Raw genomic sequence first — 17,853 nt, forward strand, 5'->3', positions numbered from 1 at the left:
AAACCAAAACTGCCTATGGTATCAACAGCAATTATGTTGTTGTAAACAAATCTACTGAACACATTACATTTCAATTTGATGCAGACGCTAATTCTGGATATGCTACCACTGCAAAAATTCACTACATCATATAATGCTCTAAGATTTTGAAATGCTTACAACAACTTTAAAAATTCCTGCTTTGTCAAACCACAGTCTTTGATGATGGCAAGAAGTAAGCCTTTTCCAATCTCATCTTTTCTTGGGAGAGTAGTCCAAAGACCGAATCCATTTTTAACTATGATATGACTGCCCTTTTGTCAGGTAGGATAAAACCCTCGATGCTTTAGTGCTCCTAGTATCTCCATCCATCCCAATATTGGAAGGCTCAAATCGTCACAGTGATTGCTTTTGATGTCTTACTTTTTGCTTGTAAATATGACTTGCACATTTTGATGGCTTTTTTTGTGTCCTCAATTGCCTCTGCCTTGGTATTGCCCTGTCCTCTGGCTTGAGGTATCTCTATACAATAACCAGCATAAAATTTACCGTCTTTTTTTACCACAATATTGAACTCTTTTTTTGTGCCATATTTGAGGTTGTTATTTTTACTATATAAAATTAGGTCAATATATTCCACAATACATTTGATTTTGTAGTGTAAGAAAAGCATGGATGACGATGCATACATTATAGCATTTGCAGACAAAGAAGGAGGGGGGCTTGCACGCCAACAAAACCTAGAGGGGAGACATTGTTGTCGCTCTAGGACATTACATTCTATCAGGGGCAGTTATACCTAAAAGATTCAATGCTTTTTCAAGGGTGATTTTAAAAGAATTAACCAAACAGAGGCGGGAATCTTCCAGGTTTGGATCACCCAATTCCAAAACCTTTGAATGCTCATAAAATGAGTTGAATGTTACAGCCAGATCATGACAATATCTTGCAATTACTTTAGGAGACAAATTATTTGCAGCATCACGAACTTGTAAATTAAAAAGACCAATATTTTTAATCAGAGCAATCTCAGATTTCTCTTGGAGTATAGAAAAATCAACATCAATTGTTGGAATACGATTTGATTTCTCAAGAATTCGAGATGCCCTTGCATGAGTGTACTGAATGTATGGTGCAGTATCACCTTCCAAACTAAGAGATTTTGTTAAATCAAATGTAATGATTTTATCCAAATCTTGTTTAATCATTTCATAACGTAAAGTGGCAACAGATACATTGTGAGCAATTTTTTCAATTTCAGAGGAATTCATTTCCGAATGTCGTTTTTTTGTTTCTTCTTTTGTTTTCTCTTTTAGTAGTTGGTAAACAGAATCTGCATTTACATACAATCCTTTTCTGCCAGACATTTGAGCTTGCTTTCCTTCAGTATCCAAACCAAGTGTCTTTGCAGTTTCTGAACTAAGAGTTACGGATTCATAGCCAAGATGAACATATGCATCAGGAACAGACTTGAATTTTCCCATAAGAGTTGTAATGATTTTTTGCAATCTTGTCTGACGAGAATCAATTACAGTGACGACTTTTTCTCCAGCAAAGTTTTGAGTAACAGGGTTATTTTTATTCAAAGTTGTCTGCCAAAGTTCTCTAGAACCAGGTTGTTCTTTTTCATATTTTTCATAATTAAATGGGTCATCAAGTAGCCTCAGTTTCCATGCAGCATATGGGATATCCTTTGCAATGTATGTTGCAGTGCCATTACTTCGGACAATAACCTTATCATCTTCTTTATTTTCCCCTCGAATTACCCAGCAACCAGCATTCTTTCCTTCTTTTTCAAACTCTATCAGAGACAGTTCTTGTAGTTTTTCAAATATTTCACTCCAAAGTCCAGAACGAATAATTTGAGATTCAAAATTAAGACAATCATAAAAGACATCTAAATTCCAACATGTTTCAAGTTGACCGTCTAAAACTTTTCTTGTGATTTTATCTGCAAATTTTGCAGTTTCAGAATTTCCATCTTCAAGTTCTTTGAGAACATTTTTTCTTACCTCTTCAAGACTAGGATCTGTGTCATATTTTTCAGTTGTTTTAACATAAACATCATCTCCGCAATAATGATCAAATTTTTTTCCATTAGGAGGTTCCTCAGCAAATCCAAGGTGTTTGAAGCCAACTATGATATCGGCTACCTGAAGACCAGAATCATCAACATAGTTTAGAACATTGACTTTGTAGTTTGCTTTTTCTAATATTCGAGATACAGTGTCACCGATGATAATATTTCGAATATGTCCGATGTGAAGAGCTTTGTTAGGATTTACACTTGTATGTTCAACTACAATCGTAGAATTATTTCCAATATCAACATCGCCAAATTCATCAAGATAAGATTCAGACAGGATTAACTGACTTAATTTTTCCCAGTCTGCAAAGAAATTCAAATAACCAGAGGGATGTGCCTCAGATTTCAAAACTAGCGTGTTTACACAATTTTGAAATTTACCAGATAACATATCAGCAATTTCTTCTGGGCTTTTTTTGAGTTGCTTTGCTAGTAAAAATGAAACATTTGAGCTCACATCACCAAATCCTGGTTTTGCAGGTTCTACTGTGAATTTTACATCAGATATGGAAAGTTCATCAAGTATCTTGTTGAGGCTATTTTCAATTTCGTCTATTATAGATTTAAAGGTCATGTTATATCTCAGATAATTTAGGTGCTAATTTATCTAATGCCATAGCCCTTCATTACTTTTTTTATAATCAGTGTGCCTAGATAGGACATCAAAACTTTCAGAATTCAGATACATGCGCACATGATGAGTGACGGGTCCTGTCAACAATAACGCATCAGACCTATTTCCATATCCAATATTTTCAGAAACAAATTTCAGATCAACTCGGATATTATTTTTTACAGCGTCAATAGAAATTAATTTAAGAGATGATTCTTTTCCATCAAAATTAAATGTGGGACTGTTCTTTACAGATTCTTTTGCAATGCTGCGGATTTTGTGAATTTCGTCAGGAGTCAAAGATGTGTCGCGAATTGTGATGTCAGGTTCCACAGACATTACATACAAAAGAAATATCGTTATGAAAATTGCTAATATGGTTAAAATCAGTATGAAAGCACTTTTTTTCATTTTGTTATCCTATCATCAAGATGAGAAAAATCATCCACTTATAGTGTATTTTAATCCCAACAGGCAGTAAAGCCCTGCAAATCCATCAATTTTGTGACAAACCTCATGTATGGAAATAAGATATCGTGTAAATAAAAAGAAAACCGTCATTGCAGCAATTGATGTAATTATCAAAAATCTACTTTTCATTTTCTTTTTCTCCATAGTAAAAATACAATCATACCCAGAAATGGAATGCCAATAACAAGAACAAAAAGTACATTCTTTTGATCATTTTCAATTCTTTGAGCCAACTGTTGTTCAGGGCACATCCCCCATCCCCCTATACATTCTCCTAATGATTCATTCTTTTGAGAATTTACATTTTCCATGTATTGTGCATGTATAGGGATGACAAATTGTATTAAAATCATGGTTATTATCAAAAATCTACTTTTCATTTTCTTTTTCTCCTAATTTTTATACCAATAATTATTCCCACAACTATCACAATTAATCCCAAAATAAGATAGTAAGAGATGTTGTATTCTAGAAGATTAAACATTTCTATAAATCCTATTGCTTTAGTTGTACACATGTCATTATTCATAAAATCATTTTCATAAACAAACACATTGTATGTTACTCCTAGTTGATATCCTACATCACATGAACTATTTTTCACTTGTATTGATTCACTGTTACTTGCAACATTGGTATTTCTTAACACAAATGTATTTCCCGAAATATCTCCTTTAATCGTAGACATTACATTAAAATGAATTTTTTGAGGTCCACCAGAATTATCGATATTGGTAACAGTTCCAATAAACACATACTCTGATTCGTTTACCGCTTGTACATAATCGATAGGAGATGCACAAGAACAAGCATAAGATAGTGGAGCACTTGGGACTAGAACCAATAATGAGATGATTATCAAAAGTCTACTTTTCATTTTATTTTTCTCTTAATTATCACTGTAGTGATTCAGCAACCAAAATTAATTTATCCAATGACAAAGTTGTTTTAAGCATATACGTGATTCCGTTTTCATCAATGAATTTGACTCTAGTTTCAGTAGAAGTAGATTTTTGAATAGATGTTCCATCTGGAAAATCTGCAGTGTGTACGCCACAATCAGGACATGAGTCTACTGCATATGCCAACATTCCATTAATTCTTATCAGTTGTGGATTCAGTGAAGGATTTTTAGCCATTACATCATCATATGTTTCTTGAATTCGCTGTTCTGCTGAATCAAAAGTTGCAAATTCTTTCAGATTTCTTTCATCATATTGATAAATGAAAATTGCGCCATCATCAATCAGCATATTCAATTTTCCCATCCATCCATCAGATATTTTCTTATTGTGATATATGATGTAAGATTCGTATGGCATTGCAGACATTGAGCATTTCATTGAATAGCCTTCAGGTAAGTAAGAAGGTACTTTGAAAAATGGTGCTATGTTTTTACTCTGTTCTAATGTCATACAATTTAGGTTAATCTCTGAATTAAGTTCAGATTCAACCCCATACTTGAAAGTATCCTCATTTGATTTTTGATAGAATGAACGAGATTGCTCTAACAGAAATGGAAATGACATTGCCAATCCAATAATTGTTGGAATTAAAATTAATGTTCTAGTTTTCAAGGGTTAGCGCCTTCTCCACACCATTCAGGATCATATTCTCCTCTACATACTTTAATTTTGACAGATTCGGATTCAGAATGAATTGCCTCAGTAATCAAACAAGTGTTAGTATCTATGTAATGTGTCTCATTATTCCATAGTGTAAAATCCTCAGTGAGAAATTCACTGTTTCCAGTCCAACATCGTGCTAAAGCAGTTCTAAGACTAGCATCAGATTCATATTTTTCTGTGGTTTGCCACTTGCAGATATTATTATCAAGATGATGAGTAAAATTATTCCATACATACAACGGTTGATGATCAAGAATCTCGTTCTGCATCAAACAGAGACAACAAGACTACTGTAGAACCAAGTTCCATTTCCAATGTATGGTTAGCCTCATCAAACACATATTCACCAACATGTGTTTCGCTTACATTGCCATATTCATCTTTTACAGTTACCTCAAATGCACCAGTGTCTAAAAATTTTATTTCAGCAGGAATCGGAGTTACGGATGCAGTTACAAACCAATACCCATCAGGTAAATTCAGTTGAGGATCTGTACTCTGAGCTGAAATAAGATCTAATTCATTGCCAAGCATGGCAATTCCCACTGCAACAGACGCTATTGCTATTGACCAGACTATTGCTGCCTTGTTTACAGAATCCATATGTTGAATGATTTCGATGATTAGTTAAATGGTGTGATTATTTTGTATCTACTTTTCATTTTCTCATTTCCCTCATACCGCCAGTGTTTTGTTTCCTACGAATGATAAAGCCTGTAATAGTTATAATAATTCCAACAAAGACCAAATAAGGGTGCACATCATCTACTAATCTTATCCATAAAGGAATGTCACTCAAATTACGGGGTTCAGAAGAAAGATTTTGAACCGTTACTTCTATTCCAATAACACCAATTGTGAATATAGTAAAACCGACAATAATTACTATAATTCCTATTTTCATTTTCTTTTTCTCACATTCAGGCATTCATAAAATATCCTATTGTATGTACAAACCCCATAGTTCCATTAATTGTTATCATAGTATTATTAAACAACAAAAATCGGTTAACCGATTTCAGTCACAAATGAACGTATTTTGATAAAATGTGGTTAAAGTATTTTTTATTGAAACCTGTAGTAGACAACAATTCTGGACAAACAGTTCTTTTGAAACTGTTTTTTTGATCATTTCTCTTTAATCTAGTGGATACTTGTTCATTAAGATTCCTTTTCTTAAGTCCTGATTTACAATGATAAAATTATCCTGATTTACAATGATAAAATTATCCTAATTCAAACCCATTGAAATTTGATCTTAACCCATCTCGTAGATTGTTTCAAATCATACAGTATGAATGATACGACATACTTAAAAGACAAGACTCAAAGATTTTTGAATGGGCATGGGTTGGAATAATTCTAAATTTCTATTTGTAATGGTATTTGCAAGTTTAATTCTCATCTTCAATTCTACCACAGATGTTATTGCAGAGGAGAAAAATCCTGTGACTGGTTCTTCTATTTCTTGGAATGAAGGGAAAATCAAATGGCTTGAGACAAGTTATCCTTCTACTGGTACTGCTGTAGTTCAGTTAATTGATCCTGATATGAATTTGAATTCTGAAAAAGTTGACAACTTTGATGTCGATGTTTGGTCTGATACTGACTTTGCAGGAATTGATCTTACCATGACTGAAACCGATGTTTCTTCAGGAATCTTTGAAGGAACTGTATTTTTTACTATCACTGATGACTCTTCAGGTCATAGACTCAGAGTGTTACAAGGTGATACCATCTACACCAAATATGATGATATCACAATCTCTGAAACTAATAAAAATTATAAACTTGTTCTTATTGGCACAGCGACAATTGATGGTGATTCTGTTTCTGTAATTGAAAACAGAATAACTCTGGATAAGGAATCATATGTATGGGATGATGATGTTTCCATAACTCTTGTTGCACCTGAACTTAACCTTGATAACAAATCTATTGAAAAAATTGATGATCCTGAAAAGTTTCCGATAGAAATCACAACACGTCATTTTGAAATTAAAGAATTCAATCTCGTTGAGACCGGTATTGATACCGGCATATTTTCAGGTGAAATAACTCTCAAAGCAAGTGAATTTCCTAATCCCGATTATAATGACAGTGATGGAATATCTGTAAACTTTGAGTATGCTGAGGATAATGTAGCAATAGGTTCAGCACCGATAATTTTGAATTCTTTTGAATCTTATGCTCCATCTGTAAGTTTTGACAGAGATGTATACCCCGTACCTTTTGGCAGTGTTGATGATTTTGCAGATATGGTGTCCTCTACTCCTGATGGCAGATCTTTATTTCCTGTACACCTAACTGCTGTAACTACAGGTAACTTACAAGAGTCTGAAACGTTAGGATCAGGTGATCTTATGACTCACATCCGAATTCATGACGCTAACTTTGATATCTCTCAAAATGTGGATAAAATTATTCAAGATGTAAACGGCAAGACTGTGGGACCTTTAAAAATCTCAGTCATTCGAGATTCACAAACAATGGTGCTTGCTTATGCTGGCGGTAGCACTCCAAATGATGATGGATTAATTGATGTTAATGATAACAGTCCTACCACTGCAAGACAGATGGGATCCATTTCTGAGGTTAGTCCTGATTCTGGAGTTTTTGAGCTAGACCTTGCAGTGCGATACTTTGATGGACCATCAAGTGCGCAATGTCCTGTAACTGCAATGTTTACATCATTAAATAATGACGCAGTTTTTGGCAGCGAAGAATCAAGGTTTGATGAACCATCTACTGAAACAGAAAACTATTGTATTTTGAAAGGGGATGTCTTGACTGTAGAATACACATATCTTGATGAGCAAGGAAATGTCAATGTTGTAACTGATTCTGCAACATTTGATCTGAGAAATGGTACACTTGAAGCTAACCAAGACGTTTACATTATTGGAAGTGACATGATCTTGACACTTACTGATCCTGATTTGGATTTGGATAATGATAAAGTAGAAACATATCCTTTGGATCTGATTGAATGGGATTCTAGTGCTGCAACTTTGACTATGGGTAGACTTGGTGGCGAAATCTCTGCATTTGATCCAGAACCATTGAACTTTAGAGAAACAGGTGACAGTACAGGTGTTTTTCAACTAGTTGTTGAGATTCCTCATGTATTACAAGACACTTACTTGGAAAGGGGTGAGGAAATTGTACTTGAATACACTGACTGGAGTCCATCTGGTGCATCTTATGTTGGTAATGAAGAGGAGGATGTCGACTTTACAATTTCCACTTCTAATTTTGGTGCAACTGTAAATCTTGACAAAAAAGATTACACTTGGAATGACAAAGTGTACATCACTGTTGTATCCCCAAATCATAACTTTGATTCTGATTTAGTTGATGAAATCGGCAATATTGCCTCCTCTAAAATAAAAATTTCCACTCGACAATTCAACCTTGATAACTATAAGCTTGTAGAAACCGGTACAAACACTGGTACATTCACAGGTGAAGTCACACTTGTTGGACACGTTGGCAATATGGATACTGTTTCGACTGGCAAAGGCCCTGTTGATGGAGTGATGCCTGCAAGCAGCAAGGACGGCATCACTGTTGAATTTGAACTCACAGAAGATGAAACTGTAGTTGGCTCTGCATTGATAAAGTCTGACAAAAAACTATCTCCCCTAAAACAACAATTGGCAGGAGTATCAGCAAAAGATGTTGTATGTAATGATGGATTTTCTAAATTATACAAATCTGATAATTCTGCAATATGTGTCAAGTTCGATACGATATCAAAATTAATGGAAAGAGGTTGGGATGAATTCTAAATTACTATTAGCTGGTTCGCTGTCGGTATTATCTGTTATAGGAATATTTTTTGCAAGCGTTTCAACTGGCAATGTCTCACCACAAACATCTAGTGACATCCAGTCTTTAGATTACAGTTATGCTTTTTCTGGAGGCAACATGACATTTTATGAGGAATGGTGCTCCCAAACTGGAGGTGTCTGGGTAGACTCTTTTTGCCATTTTAAAAATCAAGAAATGTTTGACAAAGCTGCTATTGCACTTGAAGAATTCAAAAAAAGTAAAATCACCGGAGTCACTGCACAAAATGTCTGCAATATATTGGAAATACCATGTCCTGACAAACCAGTTTTTGACGCAAATTTTGATGCGGATAATGGCATTAGTGGATTTGCTTATGTGAAAGGAGATGTACAATATACTTTCAATGTTAGGGGTAATGAAATAAAATACAAGATACAAGATGAAGATTCTAAATGGATGACATTTGGGGATCCATCAAACCATGAACGATTTTCAAGAACTACAGATACTGTTGAACTTGAGCATGAAACTTTAACTGATATCGTCACTTTGTTTTATGACCCTATTGTAAAATGTGAAGAACAAAATGGTTGGTGGGCAAGAGGTGTATGCAAACTACCAGATGGCACTATGATTGATTATGATCCAGACAACACTGCAAGAGTTGGTAATAGAAATTACGATGAAAATCATGAGGATATTTTATACAATCAATTCAAAGAATTGGAAATTTGGATTCACAAGGCTTCTACAGGGAAAAATGGCAACCATTCTATTACAATTGACATTGATGACTATGTGGATAACGGGCAAGAAATCAAAGAAATCATTGGCAAAGAATTTTCAGTAACATTTGGTGAACAGGCTGTTCTGGAATGGAACGAATACACATCAAAGAAATACATTTACGAATGAGTTGAGATGAATTTCAAATTATTATTAGGTGTAAGTGTATCTGTCGTGGTAATAATTGCGGTAATTGCAATGTATGCAGTTAAAGATGATTCATCATTTACAGAACAAGAAATTCAAGAATTCATACAAAAGGAAATTTCAAAATCGCCACAAATTACTGGAATTTATGCACAAACTATTTGCAAAATTTTAGATATGGATTGTTCTGATCAACAATCATTTTATGCCGTATTTGATTTAACTGATGGGTATACTAAATTATCATATTCACAAAATGGTAAACAGTATGATTTTAGAATAATTGATGATGTACTAGAATACCATACAAATCATAATTCTGCTGAATGGATGATGTATGAAGAAGAAGACATATGGATGTGGGATTATGATGCCAAAGCAAGAGATGAAACAATACCCTCTGCCTCTCTGACTGAACAGAAATATTCAAAAACATTTCAATTTGACAGTGATGAACTTGGAAACTATGGAAACTGGAGAGTTGTACAAGCTGAAAAGAAATGAAGATACATCGTCTGGATATTATTACACTGAATATCGAATCATTGATGATGACGTGATCCAATATAGGCTTGCCACAAACCCCTCACAGCCTTGGATGACTTTTGAGGATTGATATGATGAATAACACAAACGTGGTAAATCTTTATTTGACTTAACATGAAAACTAGAAATTTGATAATCCTTGGTAGCATAATATCACTTACAGTGATAGGAACTGTAATAATTAATCTCACATATGGACAATACATGTGGAAAGAACAAGTGGATGGACTAGAACAAATTGATATGATAAATGATATCCCTCTATCTATTTCATCTGCTAAAGAATTTCTGAAAATGGACTGTGAAGATCTAAATCACATATATCCAGAGTTTCCAAATAAAGAAGTCGCAGATGCTTGGAATGCTAGAATGCATGAATGCATTAATGCACAAGAATCCACATCAGCACCCATGTCTGATTTAACATCTAATCTTGATGAGACTGGTAATCTTTCAGGATATGACTCTGTTACAGAACTTGCGACACTACAAAAGATGTCATGTGATGAAATAATATCTAGAAATCAACTTGGCGGGGATTATCTGACTAAAGAAAACAGATCATATGTTAAAGATAGGTTGCAAGAATGCGATGAAGAAATGAAAGCAACTGAAGAATATGCTCAATTTAGAGAACTAAGATGTGATGAACTCGTTGCATTTGATGGAAAACTAGATGTGATTAATTCACAACAAGTAAGAGATTATATTGCCCGTGAAATAATAGATTGTAAGAATAGAAATTATTATGTAGGAAATTAGATTTGCAAGATGAAAACTAGATATCCATAATTGATATGATTTTGATGCTATGTTCTAACTTTTGAATAAAGAAATAATGTCACTAGCAACCGAAGTTGCTAGCGGAAGAATTTACGCCTGATGACCTAAGCCACCAGCTCGAAAATCACTTCTTGGCGTGCAAACCAATTACTCCTTTTTGATCTTTGGCCCATAAAGATTTTGCGTCTATGAACGATTGCTTTGTGAGGCATTACATTTTCAGATATGGATTCCTTATCCCTTCCTATCTTTGTAAAATAAAACACGCTTTCAGAATCACTCGCTTTCTAAAAAGATTCATGATATAGAACAGATTTGAATATGTGCAAATCTAATTTTCTAACGTTGAACTTTTTCAAGAGCTCTTGAAATTCTTTGCTGAAGTGTTTTGTTATTTATTGACGGAATTATGAATTTCTCTGAAAGTTTCTTTTTTGGTACGGAATCTGCAATAGCTAATGCAGTTGTATGTAGAATTTCCATGGTTATCTTTTGTATTTTCAAGTCAAGTATTGCCCTCATCAAATAGGGAAAAACTATTGCATTGTTTACTTTGTTTTCATATCTGAAACTTCCAGTTGCAACTATTTGTGCGCCAAATTTTTTTGCAACTACGGGATCAATTTCTGGGTCTGGATTTGTGAGTGCAAAAACTATGGATTTTTCATTCATTTCCTTGATCATTTCAGGCTTTAGTAGGCCCTTTATTCCTGATACTCCGATGAAAACATCTGCTTTTTTTATTGTATCTGAGAGTTGTCCTTTCTCATTTTTGTTTGTAAATCCAGATAATTCCATCTTATACTTGTCCATGTTGATTTTTCTTTTCTTGTGTATTGCACCCTTTGAATCAAGCACTATGATGTTTTTACATCCTGCAAAGTAAAGTAATTTTGCAATGCAGTACCCTGCAGATCCTGCTCCAGCTATTACAACTTTGATCTTAGATATTTTTTTATCTACAATCTTTAAGGAATTTAAAAGTGCAGCTAATACTACTACTGCAGTTCCATGTCTGTCATCGTGGAATACTGGTATGGATAGTTTTTTAGCAACTTCTTTGGATATGTCCAATACTTTTGGTGATTCAATATCTTCAAGATTTATAGCTCCAAATACTGGCTCAATTGACATTATTACATCAATAATTTTCTTCTTGTCTCTGGTAGCAAGACATATTGGATATGCGTCTATTTTTCCATATTTTCTATACAGGACTGCCTTTCCCTCCATTACAGGCAATGCTGCATCTGGACCTATGTTACCTAATCCTAAAATTCTTGTACCGTCTGTAATGATTGCTACATTGTTTCCCTTACCTGTAAGTTCATACTTTGTTTCAGGATGTTTGAAAATTTCAGTACATACTTCTGCAACCCCTGGGGTATAGATTAACTGAAGATTTTCATTAGTTATCTTTGAAATTTTACTCTCAATGTAGATTTTCCCATTTAATTTTTTATGCAATGAAATTGCATCTTTTTTTGATACCATCCTTTGACATTTCCCTCTGGAGTTCATAGTATAATATGATATGTGACAAACTGTGTTAATGCTGAATTAGCATCACAATCCCTTTTATTACACTAATCAAGAATAGAAAATTCTAATCTTTACTAATTTTTCAGATTCCCCTCTGTTTTTTATTATAAATTATAACGACATCTTCTGCAAGTTTTTGATTGGGGATGATTATTCTCCCTCCATCCTCAGTTAATGCAACAATTTTCGTCAAATGTAATTCTATGATGATTCCCTGCGTATCCTTAATCATTATTGAATCTCCTATGTTAATGTCAGAACTAAAAAAGACTCCAATTCCAGCGGTAATATTCTTTAATTGATGCTGTAATGCAATTCCAAATATCACCATCCCTACTCCAACTGATGTGATTATTTCTAATGCAAATTCAAAGAGTCCTAAGGACGCTCCCAAGTAGGCTATTTCTGATATTACGATCAAGAGGGATACTATGCCTAATAATTTTTGGGCGCCACTCAGATCATGCATCTTTTTATTGATGATGTATCTTGTGATGAAAAATAGAGTAACTGAAATTACAAACGACGCTAATATGGAATAATAATTTTCAAACACTATGTTCACTTTATTCTATAACTGAACAACATCTTTCAGAGCCATTATTAATCTAATCTGCTGAGATATTTTCATTTTAAAATATTTTGATTTCCATTTTTGAGAATCATCTGTTTGTGTAAATAATGAATCTTCCTTAGAAATATGATCTTCTTTGTCAATTACTAGTAAAACTCTGAAAGAACTACTTCCTTTATCATTTACTTCCACTCCTGCAGTTAGCATAAGAAAAGAAAATAAAATGTGGGTTGCAACAGGTATGCTTATCCATTATTTGGAATCTTTCACAGATTCTCTTGTTGTTACTGAAGATGATGAAATACCAATTGGTGTCATTGGTGGTCGAGAAATAATTGAAAATATTTTTAAAAATCCCACATCTGATTTTTTTGATAATACCACAGTTGAACAAATTTTTGATAAAAATCTAGTAATTTTATCTGAGAATACCACTCTTGGCGAACTTCTCACTACGTGGAAGAATACTAGGCGTGCCTTTTCTATAATTCCAAATCATCTTGGAGGCTATTCCGCAATATCTGGAAGAAAGCTATTGGAAATTGGCGCTAACTGTGTTACTGATTTGTCTCTCTCTGAATTCCCAGAAAAAAATGTTATTTCATTTGAAAAAGACAATTCGATAAAAGAAATCATTCAACTGATGCTAGGAAACAATACACGGAAATTGTTGCTAAAAGATACAAATTATTTTATCAGCGATCGTTTATTGATTCAGAGCATTGCAAAGGATTTTGATTTTTTTAGAAATGTAAAATTTTTGGAAAGGAAATTTGAAGAATCATTCAAACTAGAAGAAGCTACAAAAATTTCCAAAGACATGAATTTGGCAGAAATTTCAAAGATGATGTATGTGATGCCCCACCCTTATGTAATCTATCGAGACCAAGTTATTACTCCATGGGATATTTGCATGATTTTAGAATCTGATAGAATTGAGTTTATGGGCTAATCCTTGAAAGAAGAATTATTTTCCATTTTGTTAATTAACCTATTCCGGGAGTTGGTATGGATGCAGATGTTCTGGATGTATTCTCAAAGTATTTTCTAGTCTCATCTATCATTTTCTGATTATCTTTGTTTATTTTTTCTAGTCTCTCCTCGAATTTCTCAGTTTCTACTTTGACCTTTATAATATCTGAAAGTGTTTTAATTGATTTTATGATGGCGTCATCATCTGGCATCATCATTCTACAAGTAGTATACAAAACAATACCTGCCGCATCTGAGTTTTTTAATGCAGAAATCACACTTGCATCAGCGCCCAGTATTGTTGCACCTGGAACCAATGGTAAATTATATTCGTCAAAAAGGGATTTTGAATTCTTGTTAGCTACTAGTCCATAAGAAATAGGTTCGCCTATGAATTTTTCATTTACTTCCAAACCGCGTGGAATGATTATCTTCTTGATGCCATTGCTTTTTGCAAATTCTATTGATTTGATAATCAATTCATATGTGGAGAGTGGACTCAAAGGGATTCCAGATAAAATTGCATAAATGTTATTTTTATTGTAGATGCGAATAGGTCCATAAATTTTGCCATTTTCAATCATATATGATGGAGAAATTTTTGTAATTTCAAGTTCCCCTATATCCTTCATTTGTAATTGAGCGATTAGGTAAGATATGGCAAAAGCTCCAACCAAGCCTGCGCTGGGAAATGCAACAATTAGGAATTTTTCCCTTTGTGAATCTTCTGAACTCATCACAAATTACAATTTCATAATACAAAATAAAGTATGTTAATTTGATTTTCAACCATGATATTCATGACCAATTTGAATTTGTGTGATTGATTTTCTAAATACTTGTTCGAAAATATTTGATTCAATTTTGCCCAGAACGTATGTGAAAGTTTGTACAACACTGACATTCTTGTGTTATGCATTCTTGTTCAGCACCATGCCCACAAATACCACATTCACAATGTATGCTCATGATATCATTGACCTTTTTACAAATATAATGGATCTGTTTTTGTAGTTTATATCCTATACGGCATTACAGTTTTTCATTTGAATGTGTATTTCAAGACTAATTATTTCATTTTACCACTTTACAAAAAATTAAAAGGGAATTCTATTTTTGAAATTTGTCGCTGTCTTTATTACGATTAAAATCTAAAATTTACTATGGTGAAAATTCCCGATTCAATTAGAGACTTTGCTGAGAGTCAAGGGGTTTTTGTAGTTGGGACTGTAGGGGGTACTAAATTTGCAAATGTCTCTCCAAGAATTTTCTTTAAAGTTGAAGAAGATGCAATTTATTGGCTTGATTTTTTTGAGCATAAATCATTCAAAAACATTCAGGTAAACCCCTGTGTGACAATTTCTGTTTTTAACAAAAATGATTTGGAAGGATATCAGTTTAGAGGATTAGTAAATTACATTACTGATGAACCTACAAAATCAGAAATTAAAGATTCAATCATACAGAAAATTCTGAAGACAAACCCTTCACCAAAAATTAAATCCTTGTCAGAAAAAGAGGCCTATGTAATTCAATTTGAACCCAAAGTATGTTATTCATTAAATCCCGAAAAATATTCTGATATGTCTATTGGTTCTGATGTTGACTCTACATCGTTATTTAGAAATTAGTTTTTTTGGAACATTAATCGCTCCACAATATTAAATCCTAAATATTTTAATTCTTTATGAATGGCCTCTTGAGCCAAAATTGCTCTTCAAGGTAATTAATCTCTTCTAAACAGTAATGATCTATGCCACCTAGAAAATTCTTTATTTACAAAGCAGATGGTAGACGAGTCAAATTTAATGAAAATAAGATTCTCAGTACGTGTATACGTGCAGGTGTCAGTAAACAAACTGCAAAACGGATTTTAAAAAAAGTGAAATCTGTAGTGTGCCAAGACATGACTTCAAATGACATTTACAGAATCCCTCGTACCATTTCTGAAGACAAATGTCTCAAAGCTTTGCATCAAAGATACCAATTAAAAGATACAATTATGAGAATGGGTCCTGCAGGATTTTCTACAGATTGGCATCTATTATTGCCCAATCCTGAAAACTATGAAACCCATCTTGCAGAATTACAGTAATAATTAAGAAATTCGCGATTTTGATTCATAAAATGGACTTGTTTTTAATAGTAAAAAGAAAAATTCTTCAGTATTGCCAAAATCTGAGAATTCAGTTTTTTGGTTTAATCGAATCTGGATTTTTTATGGAATAGTGAAACATGCACAATGAGTCATTGGTACATTGACATTTCATAATGCTGCAAAATAAAACTAGTATAAAAATTTTTTATATGCCTGTTTTTGATCCATCTTTGAACAGTTAACGTGTACGATAGATAGAAAATTTCCTGAAAAATGAGATCTGATTATTGGATTTTAAAGTTTGAGGAACCCTGGATTTGGAATTCTACCTGCAAAACGTCTTTGTATGACAATTATTTCATTTGATTTTCTATCTCTAATGATTTTTTCATTAGTTTTCTCCAGGGTTTCTTTTATTTCTGAATGGCACATCTTCAATTTCTTTTTCAGCTCCTCATCCTTACTTGTTTCATTAACTAATTGTATTGCAGATGCCAACTCTGTTAAATTTGAAAATGCCTCTAATAATTTTTCATAATTTTCCTTACTTTGTTCTGCAGGTTTGTATGAATTAAGATCCTTGGATATGTCTACAAATATTTTCCTGCTTTCTAATTTTTTTAACGATTCTTTAATCTTAGATTCATTAGTGAACATGATGTTGTTGATAAATCCTACATAACCATCAGGATTTGAATAAGATAGTTTGTTATAATAAATGTCTGTTCCTGATATTCTCATTTTTTTGATAAATCCTAATGCCTCTAATTTTTTCAATGAATTGCTGATATCTTTTCTTCTGTATCTTTTTCCTTTCTCATCTAAACATGTTTTCCATAAATCATCTTCATAGTTATTCTCTTGATTCATATTTTTTAAAAGCAGTGATATGGAAATCTCTTTCATAAAATTTTGTTTTTTCTGAACTATTTTATCTTTGGCGACAATCTTAGAAATCTCATCTTTCCATTTTCTGAATTTATTTGATTTTTAGTCGTGAAATTATTTTTGTTATGTCAAGAAAATGTTAAAAATTCATTTTTTTTGGGGTTGTCTGTTTATCCATTTTGAAAACATTTGATCTTGATTCAATTTAGTTAAAATTCTATAATGGTGGATTTATTATGGATTGGAATTGGACTTGGAATAATTTCATTCATAATATGGTTGGGAAATATGTCCAAACTCCACAGTATGATTATGTCAAAATTACTCTTCATTGTGAATCTTGTGGGGATAAGACTGATGGATTCACATGTCCAAAATGTGAAAATATCTAAAAATTATTAAAATTCATCCATACATCGATTTATCTATTGTTTCATCCGATGAATTATTTGGTGATGGAAATCCACTAAAATTAGCACGCAGTATTTTTTGAGTATGTCCTGATACTCTGGCAACATTGTCCCAGGTGTTATGAAATGACACTCTGTCTAAAGTCTGTTCATCAACATGCGAGAAAATTGCCAATCCTACAATGTCTTCCTTGTCTTTCATCCACTGGTGTCCTACTCCACACGTAGTACAAATTTCACTAATCTCCATGATTGCTTTTGAAAATGATGGATTTTTCAATACCAATAATTTTGCATCTTCTGGAGGAAATCTCATGTTGACATTAACCTGAATCCTGTCATCTCTGTTTACATTTTTGCTAACAATTACGTTTGCTCCAATGTGAAATTGCCATTCCACTGTCTTACTTTTTTCTCTTACTTTTTCTGTTTGATCTTCATATTTGATATTGGTAATTTTTATAAAATCTTCTACAAGTCTTTTCATTTCTTCAGAAGTCTTTTTCATGAATCAAATTCCCAACTGTACAATATA

23 protein-coding genes and 1 pseudogene are annotated in these 17,853 nt (G+C 33.2%); 8 read left to right on the forward strand and 16 right to left on the reverse strand.

The window, feature by feature from the left end; genetic code table 11:
* Positions 1-155 precede the first annotated feature (155 nt).
* The 11 genes and pseudogenes from C5F50_RS13385 to C5F50_RS05195 form a co-directional block, all read right to left on the reverse strand.
* Positions 156-287, reverse strand: a pseudogene (locus C5F50_RS13385) (type II toxin-antitoxin system HicA family toxin); the annotation flags it as partial.
* Positions 288-367: 80 nt separating this feature from the next.
* A complete protein-coding gene (locus C5F50_RS05150; RefSeq protein ID WP_179372592.1) occupies positions 368-544 on the reverse strand; it encodes a hypothetical protein in 177 nt (58 codons plus the stop codon).
* 208 nt (positions 545-752) lie between these two features.
* Positions 753-2,639 carry an arginine--tRNA ligase gene (locus C5F50_RS05155; RefSeq protein WP_179372593.1) on the reverse strand — a complete coding sequence of 629 codons (1,887 nt, stop codon included), beginning with the start codon at positions 2,637-2,639 and terminating at the stop codon, positions 753-755.
* Between the two features lie 33 nt (positions 2,640-2,672).
* Positions 2,673-3,089, reverse strand: a complete 417-nt coding sequence (locus tag C5F50_RS05160; protein ID WP_179372594.1) for a hypothetical protein — start codon at positions 3,087-3,089, stop codon at positions 2,673-2,675.
* Between the two features lie 30 nt (positions 3,090-3,119).
* Entirely contained in the window at positions 3,120-3,278 is a 159-nt protein-coding gene (locus C5F50_RS05165) for a hypothetical protein (protein ID WP_179372595.1), read from the reverse strand.
* Positions 3,275-3,529, reverse strand: coding sequence for a hypothetical protein (locus C5F50_RS05170; protein ID WP_179372596.1), 255 nt, complete (start codon positions 3,527-3,529; stop codon positions 3,275-3,277). Before C5F50_RS05170 ends, C5F50_RS05165 begins: the two co-directional genes overlap by 4 nt.
* Positions 3,526-4,026 (reverse strand): hypothetical protein, encoded by a 501-nt coding sequence (locus tag C5F50_RS05175; RefSeq protein ID WP_179372597.1) that lies wholly within the window; start codon positions 4,024-4,026, stop codon positions 3,526-3,528. Before C5F50_RS05175 ends, C5F50_RS05170 begins: the two co-directional genes overlap by 4 nt.
* 19 nt (positions 4,027-4,045) lie before the next feature.
* Entirely contained in the window at positions 4,046-4,726 is a 681-nt protein-coding gene (locus C5F50_RS05180) for a hypothetical protein (protein ID WP_179372598.1), read from the reverse strand.
* Positions 4,723-5,046, reverse strand: coding sequence for a hypothetical protein (locus C5F50_RS05185; RefSeq protein WP_179372599.1), 324 nt, complete (start codon positions 5,044-5,046; stop codon positions 4,723-4,725). The genes C5F50_RS05180 and C5F50_RS05185 overlap by 4 nt, the downstream gene beginning before the upstream one ends.
* The gene (locus C5F50_RS05190) at positions 5,027-5,380 is read right to left on the reverse strand and encodes a hypothetical protein (protein WP_179372600.1); all 354 of its coding nucleotides are present in this window, start codon (positions 5,378-5,380) and stop codon (positions 5,027-5,029) included. Before C5F50_RS05190 ends, C5F50_RS05185 begins: the two co-directional genes overlap by 20 nt.
* A 55-nt stretch (positions 5,381-5,435) precedes the next feature.
* Positions 5,436-5,705, reverse strand: a complete 270-nt coding sequence (locus C5F50_RS05195; RefSeq protein ID WP_179372601.1) for a hypothetical protein — start codon at positions 5,703-5,705, stop codon at positions 5,436-5,438.
* A 418-nt stretch (positions 5,706-6,123) separates the two neighbouring features.
* Between C5F50_RS05195 and C5F50_RS05200 the strand changes: the two genes are divergently transcribed.
* The 4 genes from C5F50_RS05200 to C5F50_RS05215 all read left to right on the forward strand — a co-directional run bounded on the left by C5F50_RS05200 (position 6,124) and on the right by C5F50_RS05215 (position 10,813).
* Positions 6,124-8,568, forward strand: coding sequence for a hypothetical protein (locus C5F50_RS05200; protein ID WP_179372602.1), 2,445 nt, complete (start codon positions 6,124-6,126; stop codon positions 8,566-8,568).
* On the forward strand, positions 8,558-9,487 hold the full coding sequence (locus C5F50_RS05205; protein WP_179372603.1) for a hypothetical protein: 930 nt from the start codon (positions 8,558-8,560) through the stop codon (positions 9,485-9,487). Before C5F50_RS05200 ends, C5F50_RS05205 begins: the two co-directional genes overlap by 11 nt.
* Positions 9,488-9,493: 6 nt before the next feature.
* Positions 9,494-10,009, forward strand: coding sequence for a hypothetical protein (locus C5F50_RS05210; protein WP_179372604.1), 516 nt, complete (start codon positions 9,494-9,496; stop codon positions 10,007-10,009).
* 156 nt (positions 10,010-10,165) lie between these two features.
* Positions 10,166-10,813 carry a hypothetical protein gene (locus tag C5F50_RS05215; protein WP_179372605.1) on the forward strand — a complete coding sequence of 216 codons (648 nt, stop codon included), beginning with the start codon at positions 10,166-10,168 and terminating at the stop codon, positions 10,811-10,813.
* 360 nt (positions 10,814-11,173) lie between these two features.
* On the opposite strand, the gene C5F50_RS05220 is transcribed toward C5F50_RS05215, so the two are convergent.
* A complete protein-coding gene (locus C5F50_RS05220; protein WP_179372606.1) occupies positions 11,174-12,328 on the reverse strand; it encodes an NAD(P)-dependent malic enzyme in 1,155 nt (384 codons plus the stop codon).
* A 130-nt stretch (positions 12,329-12,458) separates the two neighbouring features.
* Positions 12,459-12,932 carry a mechanosensitive ion channel domain-containing protein gene (locus tag C5F50_RS05225; protein ID WP_179372607.1) on the reverse strand — a complete coding sequence of 158 codons (474 nt, stop codon included), beginning with the start codon at positions 12,930-12,932 and terminating at the stop codon, positions 12,459-12,461.
* Between the two features lie 154 nt (positions 12,933-13,086).
* Between C5F50_RS05225 and C5F50_RS05230 the strand changes: the two genes are divergently transcribed.
* Positions 13,087-13,902, forward strand: coding sequence for a CBS domain-containing protein (locus C5F50_RS05230; RefSeq protein WP_246282162.1), 816 nt, complete (start codon positions 13,087-13,089; stop codon positions 13,900-13,902).
* A gap of 34 nt (positions 13,903-13,936) precedes the next feature.
* On the opposite strand, the gene C5F50_RS05235 is transcribed toward C5F50_RS05230, so the two are convergent.
* A complete protein-coding gene (locus C5F50_RS05235) occupies positions 13,937-14,659 on the reverse strand; it encodes a PAC2 family protein (protein ID WP_179372608.1) in 723 nt (240 codons plus the stop codon).
* Between the two features lie 426 nt (positions 14,660-15,085).
* Between C5F50_RS05235 and C5F50_RS05240 the strand changes: the two genes are divergently transcribed.
* Both C5F50_RS05240 and C5F50_RS05245 read left to right on the forward strand, forming a co-directional pair.
* A complete protein-coding gene (locus tag C5F50_RS05240) occupies positions 15,086-15,553 on the forward strand; it encodes a pyridoxamine 5'-phosphate oxidase family protein (RefSeq protein WP_179372609.1) in 468 nt (155 codons plus the stop codon).
* Positions 15,554-15,675: 122 nt separating this feature from the next.
* On the forward strand, positions 15,676-16,017 hold the full coding sequence (locus C5F50_RS05245; RefSeq protein WP_179372610.1) for a hypothetical protein: 342 nt from the start codon (positions 15,676-15,678) through the stop codon (positions 16,015-16,017).
* A 297-nt stretch (positions 16,018-16,314) separates the two neighbouring features.
* Here C5F50_RS05245 and C5F50_RS05250 read toward each other — a convergent pair whose 3' ends face one another.
* Positions 16,315-16,926 carry a hypothetical protein gene (locus C5F50_RS05250; protein ID WP_179372611.1) on the reverse strand — a complete coding sequence of 204 codons (612 nt, stop codon included), beginning with the start codon at positions 16,924-16,926 and terminating at the stop codon, positions 16,315-16,317.
* Between the two features lie 218 nt (positions 16,927-17,144).
* On the opposite strand from C5F50_RS05250, the gene C5F50_RS05255 reads away from it, so the two are divergent.
* A complete protein-coding gene (locus C5F50_RS05255; RefSeq protein ID WP_179372612.1) occupies positions 17,145-17,300 on the forward strand; it encodes a hypothetical protein in 156 nt (51 codons plus the stop codon).
* 13 nt (positions 17,301-17,313) lie between these two features.
* Here C5F50_RS05255 and C5F50_RS05260 read toward each other — a convergent pair whose 3' ends face one another.
* The gene (locus C5F50_RS05260; RefSeq protein ID WP_179372613.1) at positions 17,314-17,826 is read right to left on the reverse strand and encodes a hypothetical protein; all 513 of its coding nucleotides are present in this window, start codon (positions 17,824-17,826) and stop codon (positions 17,314-17,316) included.
* Positions 17,827-17,853: the final 27 nt, after the last annotated feature.

The sequence above is a fragment of the Nitrosopumilus ureiphilus genome (assembly GCF_013407185.1).
Taxonomy (GTDB): domain Archaea; phylum Thermoproteota; class Nitrososphaeria; order Nitrososphaerales; family Nitrosopumilaceae; genus Nitrosopumilus; species Nitrosopumilus ureiphilus.